This window comes from Flavobacterium flabelliforme, from assembly GCF_017948675.1.
Taxonomy (GTDB): domain Bacteria; phylum Bacteroidota; class Bacteroidia; order Flavobacteriales; family Flavobacteriaceae; genus Flavobacterium; species Flavobacterium pygoscelis.
The window spans coordinates 922919-944382 of record NZ_JAGFBU010000001.1 but is presented as its reverse complement, the minus strand read 5'-3'; the positions used below and the strand labels follow the sequence as shown (position 1 = coordinate 944382).

14 protein-coding genes are annotated in these 21464 nt (G+C 32.8%); 12 read left to right on the top strand and 2 right to left on the bottom strand.

Annotation, left to right across the window (positions count from 1 at the left end):
* Nucleotides 1–5: 5 nt before the first annotated feature.
* From J3S90_RS04155 to J3S90_RS04145, 3 genes are all read left to right on the top strand, one after another.
* Nucleotides 6–1448: a complex I subunit 4 family protein gene (locus tag J3S90_RS04155; protein WP_210644936.1), complete on the top strand. Its 1443-nt coding sequence runs from the start codon at nucleotides 6–8 to the stop codon at nucleotides 1446–1448.
* A gap of 11 nt (nucleotides 1449–1459) precedes the next feature.
* Entirely contained in the window at nucleotides 1460–2830 is a 1371-nt protein-coding gene (locus J3S90_RS04150; protein WP_210644935.1) for an NADH-quinone oxidoreductase subunit N, read from the top strand.
* Between the two features lie 272 nt (nucleotides 2831–3102).
* Complete coding sequence (locus tag J3S90_RS04145; protein WP_210644934.1) at nucleotides 3103–5574, top strand: zinc-dependent metalloprotease; 2472 nt, start codon at nucleotides 3103–3105, stop codon at nucleotides 5572–5574.
* Between the two features lie 93 nt (nucleotides 5575–5667).
* Here the strand turns inward: J3S90_RS04145 and J3S90_RS04140 are convergent, their stop codons facing one another.
* Nucleotides 5668–6231 (bottom strand): 5-formyltetrahydrofolate cyclo-ligase, encoded by a 564-nt coding sequence (locus J3S90_RS04140; RefSeq protein WP_210644933.1) that lies wholly within the window; start codon nucleotides 6229–6231, stop codon nucleotides 5668–5670.
* Between the two features lie 11 nt (nucleotides 6232–6242).
* Nucleotides 6243–7226, bottom strand: coding sequence for a succinylglutamate desuccinylase/aspartoacylase family protein (locus J3S90_RS04135; protein WP_210645510.1), 984 nt, complete (start codon nucleotides 7224–7226; stop codon nucleotides 6243–6245).
* A gap of 131 nt (nucleotides 7227–7357) precedes the next feature.
* Here J3S90_RS04135 and uvrC point away from each other — a divergent pair, with 131 nt between their 5' ends.
* The 9 genes from uvrC to J3S90_RS04090 all read left to right on the top strand — a co-directional run bounded on the left by uvrC (nucleotide 7358) and on the right by J3S90_RS04090 (nucleotide 21411).
* On the top strand, nucleotides 7358–9151 hold the full coding sequence (gene uvrC, locus J3S90_RS04130) for an excinuclease ABC subunit UvrC (RefSeq protein ID WP_188049104.1): 1794 nt from the start codon (nucleotides 7358–7360) through the stop codon (nucleotides 9149–9151).
* Between the two features lie 11 nt (nucleotides 9152–9162).
* A complete protein-coding gene (locus J3S90_RS04125) occupies nucleotides 9163–11523 on the top strand; it encodes a patatin-like phospholipase family protein (RefSeq protein ID WP_210644931.1) in 2361 nt (786 codons plus the stop codon).
* Between the two features lie 231 nt (nucleotides 11524–11754).
* Nucleotides 11755–12912: a homogentisate 1,2-dioxygenase gene (locus J3S90_RS04120; RefSeq protein WP_188049102.1), complete on the top strand. Its 1158-nt coding sequence runs from the start codon at nucleotides 11755–11757 to the stop codon at nucleotides 12910–12912.
* 119 nt (nucleotides 12913–13031) lie between these two features.
* On the top strand, nucleotides 13032–13394 hold the full coding sequence (locus J3S90_RS04115; protein WP_210644929.1) for a four helix bundle protein: 363 nt from the start codon (nucleotides 13032–13034) through the stop codon (nucleotides 13392–13394).
* Nucleotides 13395–13458: 64 nt separating this feature from the next.
* Nucleotides 13459–14619, top strand: coding sequence for a 4-hydroxyphenylpyruvate dioxygenase (gene hppD, locus J3S90_RS04110; protein WP_188049100.1), 1161 nt, complete (start codon nucleotides 13459–13461; stop codon nucleotides 14617–14619).
* Between the two features lie 296 nt (nucleotides 14620–14915).
* Nucleotides 14916–15683 (top strand): DUF3108 domain-containing protein, encoded by a 768-nt coding sequence (locus J3S90_RS04105; RefSeq protein WP_188049099.1) that lies wholly within the window; start codon nucleotides 14916–14918, stop codon nucleotides 15681–15683.
* Nucleotides 15684–15685: 2 nt separating this feature from the next.
* A complete protein-coding gene (locus J3S90_RS04100) occupies nucleotides 15686–16621 on the top strand; it encodes a tryptophan 2,3-dioxygenase family protein (RefSeq protein WP_210644921.1) in 936 nt (311 codons plus the stop codon).
* Between the two features lie 18 nt (nucleotides 16622–16639).
* Nucleotides 16640–17860, top strand: coding sequence for a M23 family metallopeptidase (locus tag J3S90_RS04095; RefSeq protein WP_210644920.1), 1221 nt, complete (start codon nucleotides 16640–16642; stop codon nucleotides 17858–17860).
* A gap of 743 nt (nucleotides 17861–18603) precedes the next feature.
* Complete coding sequence (locus J3S90_RS04090) at nucleotides 18604–21411, top strand: TonB-dependent receptor (protein ID WP_210644918.1); 2808 nt, start codon at nucleotides 18604–18606, stop codon at nucleotides 21409–21411.
* Nucleotides 21412–21464 lie beyond the last annotated feature (53 nt).

Genomic DNA, 21464 nt, shown 5'->3' with positions numbered 1-21464 from the left:
ATACTATGAATGTATCTCTAATATTAATTATACTTTTTGTCGGTGCCTTAGTGACATTTCTCTCAGGCGATAAACTAGCTTCTAAAGTAGCGTTGTTCTTTGGATTGGCTGCTGCAGGTTGCTCAATTGTATTATTAAACCATTTTAATTTAGGTGAAAATATTAGTTTCATCTCTCAATGGATCACTAAACCGAATGTTTCTTTTGCTTTAAAAGCTGATGGACTTTCCTTAGCAATGGTTTTGCTAACCACTATTTTAACTGCAATTATTACTTTTTCTTCTTTTGGGAATGTATATAAAAATGCAAAATCATTCTATGCGTTAATCCTTTTCATGTCTTTTGCCATGGTGGGAACTTTTTTAGCAAGTGATGGTTTGTTGTATTATATATTCTGGGAGTTGTCTCTTATTCCTATTTATTTCATTACTTTAGTTTGGGGTAATGGAGATGTAGAAGAACGTAGGAAAGCAGTTGTAAAATTCTTTATTTACACTCTTGCAGGTTCTTTATTTATGTTGGTTGCTTTTGTTTATTTATATCAAAAAGCAGGAAGCTTCTTAATTGAAGATTTATATAAAATAAACTTATCTGCTACGGAACAATTATGGATCTTTTTAGCTTTCTTTTTAGCGTATGCAATTAAAATTCCTTTGATTCCATTTCATACTTGGCAAGCTAATGTGTATCAAAAAGCACCAACAGTTGGAACTATGCTTTTGTCTGGGATTATGCTTAAAATGGGATTGTACAGTATAATTCGTTGGCAATTGCCTTTAGCTCCAGCAGCTGCGCATGAATACAAGTATATTTTTATTGCCATCGGATTAGCAGGAGTTATTTACGGTTCTATAGTAGCTTTAAGACAAAGAGATTTAAAAAAATTACTAGCCTATTCCTCTCTAGCTCACGTTGGGTTGATTGCTGCCGGGACATATACACTTACTCTTGATGGATTGCGTGGGGCTGTTCTGCAAATGATTGCGCACGGTTTTGTAGTTGTTGGTTTGTTTTATGTTGCTGAAATTATTTTCCGTAGATATGAAACTAGAGTAATTGCTGAAATGGGTGGTATTCGTACACAGACACCAAGATTTACCTCAATGTTTTTAATTTTAGTAATGGCCTCTATTTCATTGCCAGCTACTTTTAACTTTGTTGGTGAGTTCACTGTTTTATATAGTTTATCTCAAATCAATATTTGGTTTGCTGTTTTAGGAGGAACTACAATTATTTTGGGAGCTTATTATATGCTGCGAATGTTTCAACATGCGATGTTGGGGGAAACGAATTCCAAAGTTTTTGCAGATGTAACGATTAATGAAGGGATAACATTGGTAGTAATAATTGCCGTTTTGTTGTTTTTTGGTATGTTTCCAAAACCAATATTAGATTTGATCACACCAAGTCTTGAAGAAATTTTAAATCAAATTAATAGAATCAACTAGTCAGATAAAAAATGAATACATTAATAGCTATAATAGGATTAGGTGTTTTATGCCTTTTATTTGAAATTTTTAATTTTACAAAAGCCATAGTGCCCATAACAATCGTTGGATTGTTAGCAGTTTTAGGCTTAACAATTTCCGAATATAATTCAACTGAAAGTTATTATAACAATATGATTGTTGTAAGTAAGTTTTCTACAACATTTTCGTCTTTGTTTATCGTGCTTACTATTTTCTTAGTGGGTTTAAGTCATAACTTTTATGAAAAACACCAATCAAAGATTTCGGATTATATTGCAATAAAAATATTTTTACTTGCTGGTTCAGTAGCTATGGTTTCTTTTGGAAACTTAGCAATGTTCTTTTTAGGAATAGAAGTTTTATCAATTGCACTTTATGTTCTTGCAGCAAGTGACCGTTTAAATTTAAAAAGTAACGAAGCTGGAATGAAATATTTCTTAATGGGATCTTTTGCCTCTGGTATTATTCTTTTTGGGATCTGTATGATTTATGGTGCTATGGGAAGTTTTGACGTAAGTGATATCAGTGCGATGTCGCAATCTGCAGAATTACCAATTTGGTTTCCTATCGGAATTGTTTTAGTTACTATTGGGATGCTATTTAAGATTGCAGCTGTACCTTTTCATTTCTGGGCTCCGGATGTTTATGAAGGTTCTCCAACGATGACTACTGCTTTAATGAGTACTTTGGCAAAAGTAGTCGCTATGGCAACATTGTACAAATTGCTTTCTGTTATGAATGCTGATATTTCTGAGTCTTTCAAAATTGTTGTAGTTGTTATTTCTATGGCTTCGATGACAATAGGAAATATTATGGCATTGCGCCAAAATAATGTAAAAAGAATGCTTGCCTTTTCGGGTATTTCACATGCTGGTTTTATGTTGATGACCTTACTAAGTTTGTCTACTTCTGCGGGAAGTTTATTATATTATGCATCGGCTTATGCACTTGCTGGTATAGCTGCTTTTAGTGTAATTATATATGTTTGTAAAAACAGAGACAATGAAGACATTGTTAATTTTCATGGATTAGGAAAAAACAATCCTTTGTTAGCAGCTGTTTTAACGGCATCTTTACTTTCTATGGCTGGTATTCCAATATTTGCAGGATTCTTTGCTAAACTGGTGTTATTTAGTCAAACAATCGAGTCTGGGTATTTAGTTTTAGTTATCGTTGCCGTTGTTAATTCAATTATAAGTGTGGGGTATTATTTCAAACTAATTTTAGCGATGTACACTAAAGAACCAAACGAAGAAAAGAAAGCAACACCATTCGTTATTTATGCAGTTGCAGTTGTTGCCATTGTTTTAAATATTGCTTTAGGATTGTTTCCTTCTTTGGTATTGGATTTATTGCCTTAAATTTATTTTCTTCCTAATATTAAAAACCATCAAGTATATTCTTGATGGTTTTTTTATTTACTCTTTTCAGTAAATTGAACGGCACTTTTCTTTTTGCAATCCAGATAAATATGATATTGGTTATTGTAATAGCTACTATACTCTGAATGAAAATTGTGGTTCATTAAATAAGATGCTACGTTTGTTAATCATAAGTTAATTTTTTATGGATTTGTAAATGTTCTAACGCTAAAATTTATTTTTGGAAAACTATAACCATTAAAAAATAATAAATGAAAAAGTTTTTTATTTTGACCGCTGTTACTTCAGTTTTATTAATACCCACTACTCAATTTGCTCAATCAAGAAAGGAAAAGGAGAAGTTAGCACAAACTAATGTACCAGTACCCGAAAAAAAACCAGAAACAACCATTAAGGAATATGGAAAAGTGATCACTAAAGACGCTAAGTCAGATGATGGTCTTTTTACTGTTCACAAAGTAGATAAGAAATACTATTTTGAAATTCCCAATAAACTCCTAGACAAAGACATGCTTTTAGTAAGTCGTCTTTCAAAACTGCCTTCTGATTTAGGCGGCGGTTATGTTAATGCTGGTTCTGAAACGAATGAGCAATTAGTGGTTTGGCAACGTTTTCAAGATAAGGTTATCCTAAAAGTGAAATCGTACACCGCCGTGGCTGATCCTAGTTTGCCAATCAGTCTCTCGGTTAAGAATAACAATTATGAACCTGTTTTGTTTGCCTTTGATATTGTAGCTTTTAGTACTGATTCTGAAAATACGGTTATTGATGTTACTAAGTTTTATAGCACAGATGTAAAAGCAATAAGCGGTTTGTCTGCTGCAATGAGAGAAACTTATAAAGTGAAAGGATTGGATGATTCCAGAAGTTTTATTACGGCAATGAAAAGTTTTCCCATGAATATTGAAGTGGTTCAAGATTTTACTTATAATGCTTCAAATCCGCCAGTAATGAAGGATGCCGAAACGATTAGTATACAAATGAACCAATCGATGATTTTGTTGCCTGAAGTCCCTATGACTCCTAGATTAGCAGATCCTAGAGTAGGTTGGTTTACAATGGATCAAATAGACTACGGAAGTAATGAGTTAAAATCAGATAGTAAAACCTTTATTCGTCGTTGGCGATTAGAACCCAAAGATCCAGAAGCGTATGCTAGAGGAGAATTGGTAGAGCCCATAAAACCAATCGTTTACTATTTAGATCCAGCAACACCAGAAAAGCTACGCAAATACATTAAGCAAGGAATTGAAGAATGGCAAAAACCATTTGAAACGGCAGGTTTTAAAAACGCAATCATTGCCAAAGATCCGCCAACTAAAGAAGAAGATCCTGATTTTAGTCCAGAAGATATTCGTTATTCTGTAATTCGTTATGTAGCTAGTACTACTCGAAACGCCGTTGGACCAAGTGTTTCTGATCCTAGAACAGGTGAAATTATTGAGAGCGACGTTATTTGGTATCACAATCATTTGCGTTCGTACAGGAACAGATATTTGTTAGAGACTGGAGCGGCGAATCCTTCTGCCAGAACTTTAAATACTTCTGATGAAGAAATGGGCGAAATGATGCGTTTTGTAATTGCGCACGAAGTAGGTCATGCTCTCGGTTTTCCGCATAATATGGGAGCGAGTAGCGCTTATGATGTAGAAAGTTATAGAAATGCCGATTTTACACAGAAATTCGGAATTGCAGCAAGTTTAATGGATTATGCTCGTTTTAATTATATTGCTCAGCCTGGCGATAAAGGAGTTCGTTTCATTCGCCAAATGGGGCCTTATGATCACTATGCTTTAAATTGGGGATATCGAGTGATTCCAAATGCGACTAGTCCAGAATCAGAAGTACCTACATTAGACAAATGGATTTTAGAAAAAGCGGGAGATTTAAACTATAAGTTTGGTAAACAAAGTAGTTCTTTTGACCCAACCTCACAAACGGAAGATATTGGGAATAATTCGATGAAAGCGAGTACTTATGGACTCAAAAATTTGGAATATGTGGCTTCGAATTTGTCAAAATGGACAAGTGATGTTACTAATAATTATGAGGATCTAGAAGAACTTTACAAAGAAATGCTTGATGTTTGGGGTAGATATGTAGGTCATGTTGTGACGAATGTGGGTGGTGTGTATGAAAACACTAAAAAACCCAACCAACAAGGAAGTATTTATGATGTTGTACCAAAAGCAAAACAGCAAGAAGCCATGCAATGGTTGCAAACGAATGCTTTTGCTTCTCCAACTTGGTTAGTGAATATTTCAACATTAAAAAACATTAATTATTCGGGATATACAGAACGTTTCAGAAGTTTACAAGTAAGACATTTGAATACTATTTTGAGTTTTGATCGCATAGGAAGACTTATGGATGCTGAAATATTAGGAGCTAATAATTATACAGCTTCTGATATGCTTCAGGATATGCGAAAAGGAATTTGGAAAGAAGCTACTGCTGCCTCCAATGTTACTATCTATCGTAGAAACTTGCAACGTGCTTACATTGAAAGAATGGCTTTTTTAATGAATGAAGAAATAAAAGTAGGAACATCAAGAGAATACTACAATGTTTCTCAATCGGATATAAGAGGTTTAGTGAGAGGGCAATTAAATGCTTTAAAAGCAACTTTAGTAGTGGCGAAAAGTGGAGCTGCTAATGCAGAAACAAAACTCCATTACCTAGACTGTATCAAGAGAATTGATAAGATATTAGATCCTAAATAACATTAATTTAATCTAAAATAAAAGGAGCTCGATGTTACATCGGGCTCTTTTTTTATTTAATTTTTTTCCGTATTCAAATTGCTAAAAAATTTATTAAAACTCATAAATCTTATCTGGCGTCACACAATAATCCAAAGGTACATCATCCTCAAAAACATCTTCAATTAAATCTTCAGCCTCAAAGTAGGATAGTCCTATTTTAATTGTTTCGGGTTTACATTCTGATAGAAATTTGTCATAAAATCCTTTTCCGTAGCCTACTCGATGTCCTTTCTTGTCAAAGGCTAAAAGTGGTACAAAAACTACTTCTATTTTATGTGATGGAACTTCAATGCCGTCAACAGGTTCTGGAATGTTGTATTCGTTTTTTTTAATTTTTGTATTATCAGTCAACAAAAAGTGGGACAAATTTCTAGTCTCAAAATCACTTTTAGATATTATAATTTCCTTGTCTTTTCCCGAAAGTAAATGCAGAATAAATTCGGTATTCAGTTCATGATGTTCTGTTATTGGTAAAAAAATATGAAAATAGGTTTTCTCCCAAATAGGAAGTGTCAGTAATTTATTGGCAACAGCCAAACTCATTTCCTCTGTTTCATTTTCGGAAAGCTGTTTTCGTAAGGCTTTGTATTTTATTCTTAATTCTGTTTTTTTCATTTTAATAATTTTTATTCTCCTTCTTCAGCATCAAAAACATTCGATAAATGATAAATCGCATCTCCTTCATAAACAATTGGCGAATGATTAGCATTGATAACATATCCGTCGTTGGGTGCTTTTACTTTTCGTTCAAATTTACCATAAGGATCAGTTATAATAGCGAGAATAGTTCCTTTTTTCACAAATGATCCTACCGTATTATTATCGTGTAATAAACCAGAACATTTGGCTCGTAACCAACCCGACTTTTCGATGTAAATAGTATCGGATAATTGTTTTGGAACAGTATGTTTAGGATCTAACATGTCTAAATGTGATAATAATCTTTTGGCTCCATTTACACCTTCCTCTGCAATAGAGGTATTAATATCTAGAGATTTCCCACCTTCAAACAGTAGCATTTTTACATCCATTCTTTCGCTTGCGTTTCTAAAAGAACCAATAATGTTTCTAGAATATAAGGTAAAAGGAGCATTAAAAACGTCCGCTAGAATTTTTAAATCTTCATTATTATGAGCGATTCTAATTTGTGGTGCATTAAATCGGCTGGCTCCTCCGGCATGAAAATCGACGGCGTAGTTTACCAATGGCATGATTTGAGCCAGAATATGAAAGGCAAATCGACTCGCTAATGATCCCGCTTTGCTTCCAGGGAACACTCGGTTTAAATCTCGCCCATCAGGAAATTCTCTTGATTTATTAATAAAACCATAAACATTAATTATAGGGATGCAAATGACGGTTCCTCTTTTAGGTTTGTTAATTTTTTTGCTAATGAGTTGTCTTACAATCTCAACACCGTTTATTTCATCGCCATGAATGCCCGCCGAGAAAAGGACAATAGGTCCGTCAAACTTGGAGCGACGAACAATAATAGGCATGTTCAGTTTGGTAGTATTGTGCAAACGGGCAATTTCTACATTGATCGTCTTGCTTTCTCCGGGATTAATCGTTTCACCAAAAAGAGTGATAGGATTCGTGTTAATTTTCATCATAAGTTCTTGAAAAGCTAAAAATAACTATAATAACCAATTAGGAACTAAAATTCGTGTAAAATTTTTGTCCTCATTATTTATCAAGATTTTAGTTTGTATTTTGTAATTTTAGAGATTAACTTTGTTAGATGAATCCAGCAACTTTAGCCCTTCAAATCCAGACTTTGCCAGACAATCCCGGCGTATATCAATATTATGATAAGGATGGTAAAATTTTGTATGTTGGCAAAGCCAAAAATTTAAAAAAAAGAGTTTCTTCCTATTTCAATAAAATCCATGATACGGCCAAAACGAATGTACTGGTAAAGAAAATTGTTACCATAAAACACATTGTTGTTCCTACAGAAACCGATGCGCTTTTACTAGAAAATAATTTAATTAAAACCTTACAACCGCGTTATAATGTGTTGTTGCGCGATGACAAAAGTTATCCTTGGTTGTGTATCAAAAAAGAACCTTTCTCCCGTATTTTTGCTACAAGAAGAATGGTCAAAGACGGCTCTGAATATTTTGGACCTTATACGAGTTTCAAAACCGTAAGCACTATTTTAGAATTGATTAAGGAGTTGTATCCGTTGCGAACTTGCAATTATGATTTAAGTAAAAGCAATATCGAAAGCGGCAAATTTAAAGTTTGTCTGGAATATCATATTGGTAATTGCATGGGACCATGTGAAGGCCACGAGACCTTAGAGAATTACCAAAAACAAGTAGATGCTATTAGGGAGATTTTGAAAGGGAATTTCAAGGAAAGCATGAAAGATTTTAAGCGCGTTATGACAAATCTTGCCGCTGATATGCACTTTGAAGAAGCGCAGAAAATCAAAGAGAAAATCGAAATTCTCGAAAATTACCAATCCCGATCAACTATTGTAAATCCAAAAATCACCAATATCGATGTTTTTTCAATCGTTTCTGATGAAAGTGCCGCATATGTTAACTTCCTTCAAATCTCTCATGGTTCGATTATTCGTTCGCACACCATGGAAATCAAAAAGAAATTGGATGAAACCGATGAAGAATTATTAGAACTCGCCATTATAGAACTGCGTGAGCGCTTTCATTTATTGTCTCGCGAAATTGTAGTTCCCTTTGCAGTTGAAGTAGGAGAGAATGTAAAAGTTACCGTTCCGCAATTAGGAGATAAAAAGCAAGTGCTCGATTTATCCATTCGGAATGCTAAGTTTTACCGAATCGAACAACTCAAACAATTGCAAATTGTAGATCCAGATCGTCATACCAAACGCATTATGGCGCAAATGCAAAAAGACTTGCGTTTGCCTGTAGAACCGCGTCATATAGAATGTTTTGATAACTCCAATATTCAAGGAACAAATCCTGTGGCCGCTTGTGTCGTTTTCAAAGATGGAAAACCAAGCAAGAAAGATTACCGTCATTTTAATATAAAAACAGTCGAAGGTCCAGATGATTTTGCCTCCATGACCGAGGTAGTCTACAGACGTTACAAAAGATTGCTCGACGAAAACGAACCCCTACCTAATTTAATCATTATTGATGGAGGAAAAGGGCAATTGTCTTCAGCCCTCAAAAGTATTGATGAATTGGGTTTAAGAGGAAAAATAACTGTGATTGGGATTGCAAAACGTCTCGAAGAGCTATTTTATCCGGGGGATTCTATTCCGTTATATCTAGACAAAAGATCTGAAACCTTAAAGATTATTCAACAATTGCGAAACGAAGCGCACCGTTTTGGAATCACACATCATCGAGATAAAAGAAGTAAAGCGGCCCTGAACTCTTCTATAGAGAGCATTCCCGGAATTGGTGAGAAAACAATGCTGACTTTAATCCAGCACTTTAAAAGTGTTAAAAGATTGAAATTAGCCACTGAAAAAGAAATTTCTGACGTTATAGGTGTGTCAAAAGCCAAAAAAATTGTCGAATTTTACCAGAATAATTAATTCTTTTCTTTATGAGCCTTTTCCAGCTATTCGTTTCAAGCTCTCTGCAAAAAATCTTTTTTTCTAATACAAAAAAAGGAGCTTCTAGGGGCGCTCTTTTTTTTCAAGAAAAAATAGCTTTTTCAGCATCAAGGCTTTTTACTTCTATCTGGGGCTTAAATAGAATTTTTAAACAACTCGTATATTCTCTAATTACTATTTTTATTTTCTCCCAAATTACATTCGCACAAGAACAAAAAAAACCTAAAATAGGTTTGGTTTTGAGCGGAGGAGGGGCAAAAGGATTTGCACACATTGGAGTGCTTAAAGTACTAGAAGAGGCCGGAGTAAAAGTAGATTATATTGGAGGAACTAGCATGGGTGCGGTTATTGGCGGACTTTATGCCACCGGATACAATGCAGCTCAAATCGATTCGATATTTCAAGAAACCGATTTCAATAAGTTGATCAATGATTTTATTCCAAGATCTTCAAAAAATTTCTACGAAAGAAGAAATGAAGAGTTGTATGCGCTCGTTTTGCCTTTTAACAAATTTAAGATAGGAATTCCCGAAGCTTTGTCAAAAGGGATGTACAATTATAATTTATTGAGTAGAATTACCAGAAATGTTAGAGATATTAAGGATTTCAATCAGCTTCCCACACCCTTTTTATGTATTGGTACTAACATAGAAACGGGTAAAGAGGTGCTTTTGAATAAAGGAAACTTGGCGCAAGCAATGATTGCAAGTTCTGCATTTCCTTCGTTATTTTCTCCCGTAGAAATTGATGGACAAATTTTAGTAGATGGCGGAGTTGTTAACAATTATCCTATTGAGGAGATTCGTAAATTGGGCGCAGATATTATTATAGGTGTAGATGTGCAAAACGATTTATTAGACAGACATCAGCTAAAAGATGCTACCAAAATTTTGGTTCAAATTACTAATCTTCAATCAATAGAACGAATGAAGAAAAATGTAGCAGATACAGATGTTTATATAAAACCAGACATTACACAATATGGCGTTATTTCTTTTGATAAAGGAAAAGAAATTATTACCAAAGGAGAAGAGGCTGCTTTTGGAGTTTTTGAACAGTTGAGGCAATTGACAGATGAATCCAATCCGTACAAAAAACCAAGATTAATTCTCCGTTCGGATAGTTTACAAATTAGAGCGATTAACACCAATCGTTTAGAAGATTATACAAAAGAGTACATCAGCGGGAAATTGCGATTCAAGCCTAGAACAAATATCAGTTATGATGATTTGCTAAAAGGAATCAATAACATCAATGCAACACAAAACTTTAGTTCGATCTCGTATTCATTTGAACCCAATAAGGAAGGAGTCGATTTAAACCTTAGTTTAAAAGAAAACCCCACGAAAACGTATCTGAAATTTGGACTTCATTATGATAATTTATTCAAAAGTGGTGTATTAGTAAATTTGACTCGTAAAAAAGCACTTCTAAAAAACGATATAGCGTCATTAGATATTATTCTGGGAGATAATTTTCGCTATAATCTGGATTATTATATCGAAAATGGTTTTAATTTAAGCATTGGTTTTAAGTCTCATTACAATCAATTTAATAGAAACATAGGCAAAGAAATTAGTACTATTGCAGCAGCATCTCCTCTTTTAAATTCCATTAATGTTGATTTTTCAGATTTAACCAATCAATTGTATTTTCAATCTTTGTTTGTGCAAAAGTTTTTAGTGGGAGGTGGAGCAGAACTTAAGTTTTTAAAAATAAAATCAGAAACCTTAGCCGATGTAAATCCTACAATTGATAAAAGTAGTTATCTAAGTCTTTTTGCTTACATGAAGTTTGATTCATTTGACAATAAATATTTTCCAAAAAAAGGATGGTATTTTTCGGGAGACCTACAATCGTATTTAATTTCGTCCGATTATGCAGGTAACTTTCAACCTTTTTCAATAGCCAAAGGTGATTTTGGTGTGGTTGCAACGGTATTTGATCATGCAACTGTAAAATTTCAAACTGATGCAGGTTTTTCCTTTGGACAAGAAAGTGTTCCTTACTTTAATTTTATATTAGGAGGCTATGGTTACAATCCTTTAAATGGGTTTAAATACCTTTATGGTTATGATTATTTAAGTATAGTGGCTAATAGTTATATCAAATCTACGGTTACATTAGATTATGAATTTTATAAAAAAAATCATGTCAATTTTTCTGCCAATTATGCAAATGCTGGAAATAGAATTTTTGAATCGGTAGAATGGGTTTCTTTTCCTAAATATTCAGGATATGCTGTGGGTTATGGTTTAGAAACCGTAATTGGCCCTATAGAGATCAAGTACTCTTGGTCTCCTGAACTTCCCAAAGGTTTTACGTGGTTTAGTATTGGGTTTATATTTTAAATTTAATTTATAATAAAAAAAATTCCGATATTTGTTATTATGAAAACAACTTGGAACGGTTTATTGGGATATCTGCAATTTCTTATCAAAAGAAATCCTGAATAATATTTTATTTAAATAAGAAGGCACATTAGAGAATTCTAAAATTTTCTACGAACACTATTCTTGCTCATGTCTCCTTATTAATTGATCGAATTTAAGAATTGATAAATTTTCTAATCTCAAATAATCATGCCTATATACCACAAATTGGGGAGCTTTCCCCAAAAAAGACACACGCAATTTGAAAAACCAAATGGTGGTCTATATTACGAGCAGCTTTTTGGAACGGAGGGTTTTAACGGACATGCTTCTTTGTTGTATCATGTGCACAGACCTACTCAAATTAAAGAGATTGTAAAATCGTATTCTGTAGAACCTAAAATTGCTATCGGAAAAAACATAAAATCTTTATTATTAAAAGGTTTTGAACTAAAACCTGAAGACGATTTTTTAGACAGTCGAAAGGCTATGTTGCTTAATAAAGATTGTACCATAGGATTAGCAGCTCCAAGAAAATCACTGCGTGATTATTTCTATAAAAATGCCGATGCTGATGAAATGATTTTCATTCATAAGGGAAAAGGAAAATTACGTACCATGATGGGAAATATTCCTTTTGAATATGGTGATTATCTAATTATTCCTCGAGGTATGATTTATCAAATTGATTTTGAAACCGAAGAAAATAGACTTTTTTATGTCGAATCTTTCGCTCCTTTTTATACACCAAAACGCTATAAAAATGAATCAGGTCAGCATTTAGAACATTCCCCTTTTTGTGAACGTGATTTTATTTTGCCAACAGAATTAGAAACACATGATGAAAAAGGAGATTTTCTGATCAAAATAAAGAAAGAGGGTATGATGCATGAGGTGGTTTATGCAACACACCCTTTTGACGTGATAGGATGGGATGGTTATAATTTTCCTTACGGTTTTAGTATTCATAATTTTGAACCTATAACAGGAAGAGTTCACCAACCACCACCAGTTCATCAAACTTTCGAAACTTCGACTTTCGTCGTTTGTTCCTTCGTGCCAAGGTTGTACGATTATCATCCTAAATCAATTCCGGCACCTTACAATCATAGTAATATTGATAGTGACGAGGTTCTTTATTATGTAGATGGCGATTTTATGTCTCGTAATAATATCGAACAAGGTCATATAACATTGCATCCAAAAGGAATACCTCACGGACCAGCGCCTGGAGCAATGGAACGTAGTATTGGGCATAAAGAAACACAAGAATTAGCGGTAATGGTAGATACTTTTAGACCCTTGATGGTTACTGAAGAAGCCATGGGAATAGATGATGGACAGTATTACAAATCTTGGGTAGAATAAGAAAAATTAGATAATTAGGTAACGTGAAAATTAGATAATTAATAATCGAGTGTACTAAATATTCTGTTTATAATAATTGACTAACTATCGGTATTGACTAATTATCTATCTTAAAAAACATGACTTTCAACGAAAAATATAAAGGTAATGCCCTTCTGGTTAAAACATTTGATTTCGCTTTGAGAATAATTGATTACACAGAAGCATTACAAGAAACAAAGAAGTTTGTAATTGCTAATCAATTACTTAAAAGTGGAACTTCAATAGGGGCGAATTCAAAAGAATCGCAAAATGCCGAAAGCAAAGCTGATTTTATACATAAGTTAAAAATAGCGATTAAAGAGGCGTACGAAACAGAATATTGGTTGTTTTTATGCCATGCTCATAAAGCTTATCCTGATTGTGAAATGCTTTTGAAGGATTTATCAGAAATTATACGAATATTAAATAAAATAATAGCAACAACAAAATTGAATAATTAGAAAATTGGTATATGTGAGTATCATCTAATTTTCTAATTGACCAATTATCTAATTAAAAGAAAATATGTCAAAAGAATTAAAATCAGTAGAATACGGACTAGAGAAAATATTTGAAGGAGCTCAAGATTTTCTTCCATTATTAGGAACAGATTACGTAGAGTTTTATGTAGGAAATGCGAAACAATCAGCACATTATTACAAAACTGCTTTTGGTTACCAATCATTAGCTTATGCTGGATTAGAAACGGGGGTAAAAGACAGAACTTCTTATGTGTTAAAACAAGATAAAATTCGTATCGTTTTGACAACGCCTTTAAATGAAAACTCTCCAATAAATGATCATTTAAGAAAACATGGTGACGGAGTAAAAGTTGCTGCTTTGTGGGTTGAAGATGCTACAAGTGCTTATGAAGAGACAATGAAGCGTGGAGCTCGTTCTTTTATGGAGCCAACTGTAGAGAAAGATGAATTTGGAGAAGTAGTTCGTTCAGGGATTTATACTTACGGAGAAACGGTTCATATTTTTGTAGAACGTAAGAATTATAAAGGTATCTTCTTGCCAGGTTACAAAGAATGGAAGTCAGATTACAACCCAGAGCCAACAGGATTAAAATATATTGACCACATGGTGGGTAATGTTGGGTGGAATGAAATGAATACTTGGGTAAAGTTTTATGAAGATGTCATGGGATTTGTTAATTTCCTTTCTTTTGATGACAAACAAATTAATACGGAATATTCTGCGTTGATGAGTAAAGTAATGTCTAATGGTAACGGAAGAATAAAGTTTCCAATTAACGAACCTGCAGAAGGAAAGAAGAAATCACAAATCGAAGAATATCTTGATTTTTACGGTGGACCTGGAATTCAGCACATCGCCATAGCAACAGATGATATTATTAAAACGGTGTCTCAACTAAAAGCGAGAGGTATAGAATTCCTATCTGCTCCTCCTCATACTTATTATCAAGCTATTCCAGAGCGCTTGGGTGATCACATGAAAATGATGAAAGAGGATTTAAATGAAATCGAAAAATTAGCGATCATGGTTGATGCTGATGAAGAAGGCTATTTATTACAAATTTTCACCAAACCAGTCCAAGATCGACCAACTTTGTTTTTTGAGATCATTCAAAGAATGGGAGCTAAAGGTTTTGGTGCGGGTAACTTTAAAGCACTTTTTGAGTCAATTGAGAGAGAACAGGAATTGCGTGGAACGCTATAGAAACACGTTATTTTTATATTATGTGAAATTTTAATCGATGAACGGTATGTTTTTTTGCATATATAGTGTTAAAGTATATTTTTAACTGATAATATTTAGGTTTGTTAACTACCTTTGCACTCGCAAAACTGGAAGGGGTGGTTTCCTTCCTAATTTGATATAAATTTCATAATTTATAGTTTTTTGGTTAGTTAATAGCATAAAAACTCAGTCATTATTTGACTGAGTTTTTTTGTTTTGATATATTTGGAACAAAATTTGCAGTTATAGGGTTATTAATCCGACATACAAAAAAAATGAAAAAATTAATTTTACTCTTAATTCTTATAACTACAGTAAGTTTTGATTCTCCTCAAGAGGATGCTTACGGCGTAGGTGAATATTTTAAATTTAGAATCCATTACGGTATAGTAAATGCTGGTTATGCAACTTTAGAGGTTAAAGATGCTACAGTAAATAACAAAAAATCGTTTCATGTTGTAGGTAAAGGCTACACAACTGGAATGTCTCGTTTTTTCTTTAAAGTAGATGATGTTTACGAAAGTTACATTGATAAAGAAACAGGGAATCCATATCAATATGTAAGGAATATTAATGAAGGTGGATATACCAAAAATCAAGAAGGCTTTTTTAATCAATCAACGAATAAAGTTCTTGTAAAGGATTACAAGCACAAGTCTGAAAAAACCTTAATGATTCCAAAAAACACTCAAGATATCTTATCTACTTTTTATTATTTAAGGAATCATCCTAATATTGATAAGTTAAAAATAAACGAAGCAATTGCCATTGATATGTTTTTCGATGATGAAACTACAAAATTTAAGCTAAAATTTATTGGACGAGAAAATATAACCACTAAATTTGGCGTTATGTCATGCATGGTTTTTAGACCTTTAGTGCAATCGGGACGAGTTTTTAAGGAACAAGAGAGTCTTACGGTTTGGATTTCAGATGATAACAATAAAATTCCACTTAGGATAAAAGCTAGTTTAGCAGTAGGATCAATCAAGGCAGATATTGAAGAGTATAAAGGTTTGAAGTATCCTTTTAAAACAAAATAAGAATGAGCGTTAACGAGAATTCAGAAGATTTATTAAAACAAATAGACCTAAAGTACCAAGCTATAAATCAAAAAACAGAGACCCAACTTGAGGGACTGCTTTGGTCTAAACCTATTACTTATTGGGATTACATACAAACGGATGCTTTATTAAATCTTCAAACTCAAAGAACAACGCTTCCTGATGAGATGGTTTTTATTATGTACCATCAGGTTAATGAATTGATTTTTAAAATGATACTTTGGGAGATGCAACAAATCTCTTATTGTGAAAATATTAAAACGGACTTCTTTACAGAGCGGTTGTTGCGTATCACACGATATTTTGATATGCTAACAACCTCTTTTAGTATAATGGCTGACGGTATGGAAGTAAAGCAATACATGAAGTTTAGAAATACCTTGACGCCTGCAAGTGGTTTTCAAAGTGCACAATATAGATTGATTGAATTTTCTTCTACGGATCTTATAAATCTTATTGATCATCGCTTTAGAGCTTCTATTGATAGAACTACTAGTTATGAGTTTGCTTTCGAACATTTGTATTGGCAAGCAGCAGGAAAAGATTATCACACGGGTAAAAAGTCATACTTGTTAGATGAGTTTGAAAAAAAATATAAAAAAAGCTTCCTAAATCATATGGAAGAATACAATACCATTAATATTTGGCAAAAATTTAAACAATTGCCAGAAGTAGATCAAAATGATCCGGCTCTAATTGCAGCAATGCGTCATTATGATCATACTGTAAATATTACTTGGGTGATGCAACATTTGAATACGGCAAAAAAATATATTGATAATAGCGGAAAAGGTGATGGTGAGGCAACAGGAGGAAGTGATTGGAAAAAATACATGCATCCAAAGTATCAGAGAAGAATTTTTTTTCCTGAATTATGGAGTAGTCATGAATTAGAAAATTGGGGAGTGGAAATGTAGACTGAAAAAAAAATAGGTTTGAAAAAAATATTGATAATTATAATAGTGTTGTTTTCTTTGGTTTCATGTGATAAAACAAAGGAAGTGGCAACAGAAAAAATAGTGAGACCAGTTCCTAAAAAAGTGGATTTTGGTTTTGTTTATGCCGATTTTAATGTTGTTCATGACACAATAAAAAAAGGAGATACTTTTGGAAATATTATTGAAAATCAAAATATCGGAGATCGAAGAGTTTATGATATTATTGCTGCCATAAAAGACACTCTTAATGTACAGTCAATACGGTTTAATAAGCCTTATACTTTGCTTCGTTCTAAAAATAAAAAACACAATCTTCAGGTTTTTATTTACCAACCTGATGCATTGACTTATTATGTAATCGATTTTCGCGATACTGCTGTAGTTGCTTACAAGAAAATAAAACCAGTTACAATTAAGAGAAGAACAATTGGTGGTGTTTTAAAGGAATCTTTATCTGAAACTCTTGGGAATGCTAAAATTGAGGGTGCTTTAGCAGGAAAAATTGCTAAAATATACGCCTATTCAATCGATTTTATGAAGCTTAAAAAAGGAGATCGTTTTGCAATTACGTTTACAGAACGATTTATAAATGACACCATTTATGATGGAGTAGAAGAAATGGAAGCTTCCTTTTTTGAATATAGAGGAAAAATAATTTATGCATTTCCTTTTGCTCAAAATCCCAATTCTGATAAGATTGATTATTATGATGAACAAGGTAAAACACTCAAGAATTTTTTTCTTAAATCGCCTATAAAATTTAGTAGAATATCTTCTAGATTTTCATCAAATCGTTTTCATCCCGTTCAGCATACATGGAAAGCGCATAAAGGAACGGATTACGCTGCTCCAAGAGGTACACCTATAACTACCACTGCAGCTGGAGTTGTGGAGCAAAGTGGTTTTACTGCCGGGAATGGTAACTTTGTAAAAGTGAAACACAATGGTACTTATTCTACACAATACCTGCACATGTCAAAAATTTTAGTAAAACGCGGACAGCGTGTTTCTCAAGGACAAGTTATCGGTTTAGTGGGTAGTACAGGTCTTGCCACAGGGCCACATGTATGCTATCGTTTTTGGAAAAATGGGGTTCAAGTTGATGCATTACGGTTAAAACTTCCTACCGGTGAACCGATGACGGGTAATAATAAAGCGCGTTTTCTCGAAAAAATAAAACCTCTTAAATTTGAATTAGATAGTATAGCTAATTTATAATGCTATACAGAATGCTTTTTTAAATTAATTTCAGAGTCTTTTTGATTAGCTTTCGTTCAAATAATTTTTATTCTACCTTGATATAACTCTATTGGTGTTTGTCATCAAATATAATTTCTGTATTTATTTTTTTTCAAAATAACACTGAAATGTATTTAGAGATGAAAAGCTCGTTAATCGAATTACTTCTATTAAAGTGAAAGCTCTTTTTTTATTATTGAACAATCTTCACAATAACAATCATTTCGTTTGACTGCAAGCAGAGAGTGTAAATTCCATTTAAATTGGAATAACATTTTATTTAATTTTCAATAAAAAGAATCCATAACTATACTATTCAATTATTAGCTGTGTTAGTAAATGAGGCTGAATTTAAAGAAGTAGTAATTTTTTTTAAAGTTGGGTATATAATTCAGCTATCAATGAATAATGCTTTCATTTTGATTTCTCTTTTTTTTATGACTTTTACACTTAAATTAGTATTATAAGTTCTTTAAATTCCTTTTTTTTAAGAACTAAGTGATTTGTAACGTTTTTTGATTAATTTTTTTCTCTCGTTATTTCGCACATGATTAACTAAAAAAGAATGACTAATTTAAAATTGTAATCTTTTTAATATATAATTGATATTAAATATTTTTTTTTGAATTTTTAACCCAAAAAAAAGCCTCATTCTTAACCTTATGTTAACTTTTTAAACAAAAAATGTTATATTTTTGCCAAATATTATTAAACTAAAAAAAATGAAGACAATTAAAAATTGGTTAATGTCAGGATTGTTACTTTTAGTAGTTACTACAGCCTTTTCTCAGGGGAAAGTTACAGGAGTAATTACTGATGGTGAAGGTACTTTGCCTGGGGCTAATGTTGCTGTAAAAGGTTTGGCAACAGGAACTTCAACAGGTTTTGACGGGAAATTTTCTATTAATACTACAGCAAGTTCTGGAGAATTAGTTATTTCCTTTTTAGGTTATGAAACTAAATCAGTTCGATTTTCAGTAGGATCTGGAGCTACTGTTAATTTAGGGACAATAGTTTTAAAATCTAATTCTAATGAATTAAGTGAAATAGTAGTAAAAAGCGGTGTAATTGATGTTGCTAAGGCAAGAAAAACGCCAGTTGCTGTTTCAACAATTAAAGCTGCTGAAATACAAGAAAAATTAGGAACACAAGAATTTCCTGAAATATTAAAAAATACTCCTTCAGTATATGTAACTAAATCAGGTGGTGGTTTTGGAGATTCTAGAATCAACATTCGTGGTTTTGATCAAAAAAACATTGCGGTAATGGTAAATGGTATGCCAGTTAATGATATGGAGAATAGTTCTGTATACTGGAGTAACTGGGCAGGATTGTCTGATGTTACCTCTGCAATGCAGGTTCAAAGAGGTTTAGGAGCTTCTAAATTAGCTATTGCTTCTGTAGGAGGTACTATAAATGTAGTTACAAAAACATCTGATTTAAAAGAAGGTGGTTCTTTTGCTTCTTCATTTGGTAATGCAAATTATTTAAAAATCCAAGGTTCTTACAATACGGGAGTAATGGAAAATGGATTGTCAGCTTCTGTTTTATTGAGTGCTACTCAAGGAGACGGTTATGTTGATGGAACAAAATTTGAAGGACAAAATTATTTTATAGCTTTTGGTTATAAACCAAATGACAAACATGATATTCAATTTACTTTTACAGGTGCTCCACAATGGCATAACCAAAGAAGTACTTTTGTTTCTCTAGCAACTTACTTGAAATATGGAACTAATGGAGAACCTAATACAAGATACAACTCGGATTGGGGTACTTTAGGTGGTCAAGAGTTTTCTATGAAAAGAAACTATTATCACAAGCCAGTAGGTTCTATCAATTGGGATTGGAAAATTAATGAGACAACTAAATTGTCTACAGTTATTTATGGTTCTTGGGGACGTGGAGCTGGTTCAGCTGGTACTGGTGGAATTAGAGGTTTGAATTATTTAAATGACGCATTTAGAACCGCTAATGGAACTGTAGATTTTGAAAAAATCAAAGCTTATAATTCAGGTCAGCCAGTAGTAATTAATGGAGCAACTGTTACTAGAGCTAAGGTAGCGGGGCAATTTCAAAATGTTGCCTCTACAGGTAATGCAACCAATACAACTAATGGAATTTCAATGATCTCTTCTTTCAATTCACACAACTGGTATGGTGGTATTGTAAGTTTGAATAAAAAATTAACTGATGCTTTAACTTTAGATTTTGGTATTGATGCTAGAACTTATAAAGGAATACATTATCAAGATTTGAATAATTTGTTAGGTGGTGATGTTTTTGTTGATAATACCAATTTGAATATTGCAAGTCCAGGAAGAAAACTTACAGAAACTTATTCTTTAAGCCCTTCTTTAAATCCATTCGCTGCTTCTAGTGTTAATGAAAAAATTGGATTTGACCAAGATGGAAAAGTAAACTGGTTGGGAGCTTTTACACAATTAGAATATTCATCAGATAAATTAACTGCTTTTGTTCAAGCTGCAGTTTCTCAACAAGGATTTAAGAGAGTAGATCGTTTTTTATATCCTGAATTCAAACAAAATACAACAACTCCTAATCCTGATTATAACTTAAGAGAAACGGATTTCGAAAATATTTTAGGTGGAAACGTAAAAGGGGGAGCAAATTACAATATCAACGAAAGTCATAATGTTTTTGTTAACGCTGGATATTATTCTAAACAACCATTTTTTAATGCTGTTTATCCAAATAATAAATCAAAACTAAATGGAAATTTAGTGAATGAAAAAATTACCGGATTTGAAGCTGGATATGGTTTCCGTTCAAGTATTGTGAATATTAATGTAAATGTTTACAATACAAAGTGGGCTGATAGATACCAAAGAAGTACTGATGGAGCAGCTGATAATGTTGGAGGGTATTTTGATTTTACTGGAATTACTGAAATTCACTCTGGTATTGAGCTAGAAGCTAATTCAAAACTTAATGATAAATTCAAAGTTAACGGTATGTTATCTATTGGAGATTGGAGATATAAAGGGAATAGTGTAAGTAATAGATATGATATTGCTAACAATCCTGTTGCTGGTGGAACTGCTAAAACTTTATATTTAGACAAAGTAAAAGTGGGTGATGCAGCACAATTAACAGCTTCAGTTGGTGCTTCATACGAAGTGGTTACTAGAGTTACTGTTGATGCTAATTACAACTATAATGAGAATGTTTATGCTTCAATTTCTCCTGGGAATTTTGAATCTGCTACGAATAAAGGATCATTAAAAATACCTGCTTATGGTTTAATGGATGCTGGTTTTTCATATAAAATGTTAGTAGGAAAAGATAAAGATGATTCAGTAAGTTTTAGATTGAACGTGAATAACGTTTTAGATAAAATTTACATTGCTGAATCAAAAAGTAACATATTTGCTGATGACTTTATTTCTGGTTCTTCTGGACCAACTTATGCGTCTTCAGGAAGAACTTATAATGGTGTAGCTACTGCTAATAATGTTTACTTCGGTTTCGGAAGAACATGGAACTTTAGTTTGCGTTATAATTTTTAATTAAAAGTTAATTATTTAAAAAACGGCATTCACTTTATCAGTGAAATGCCGTT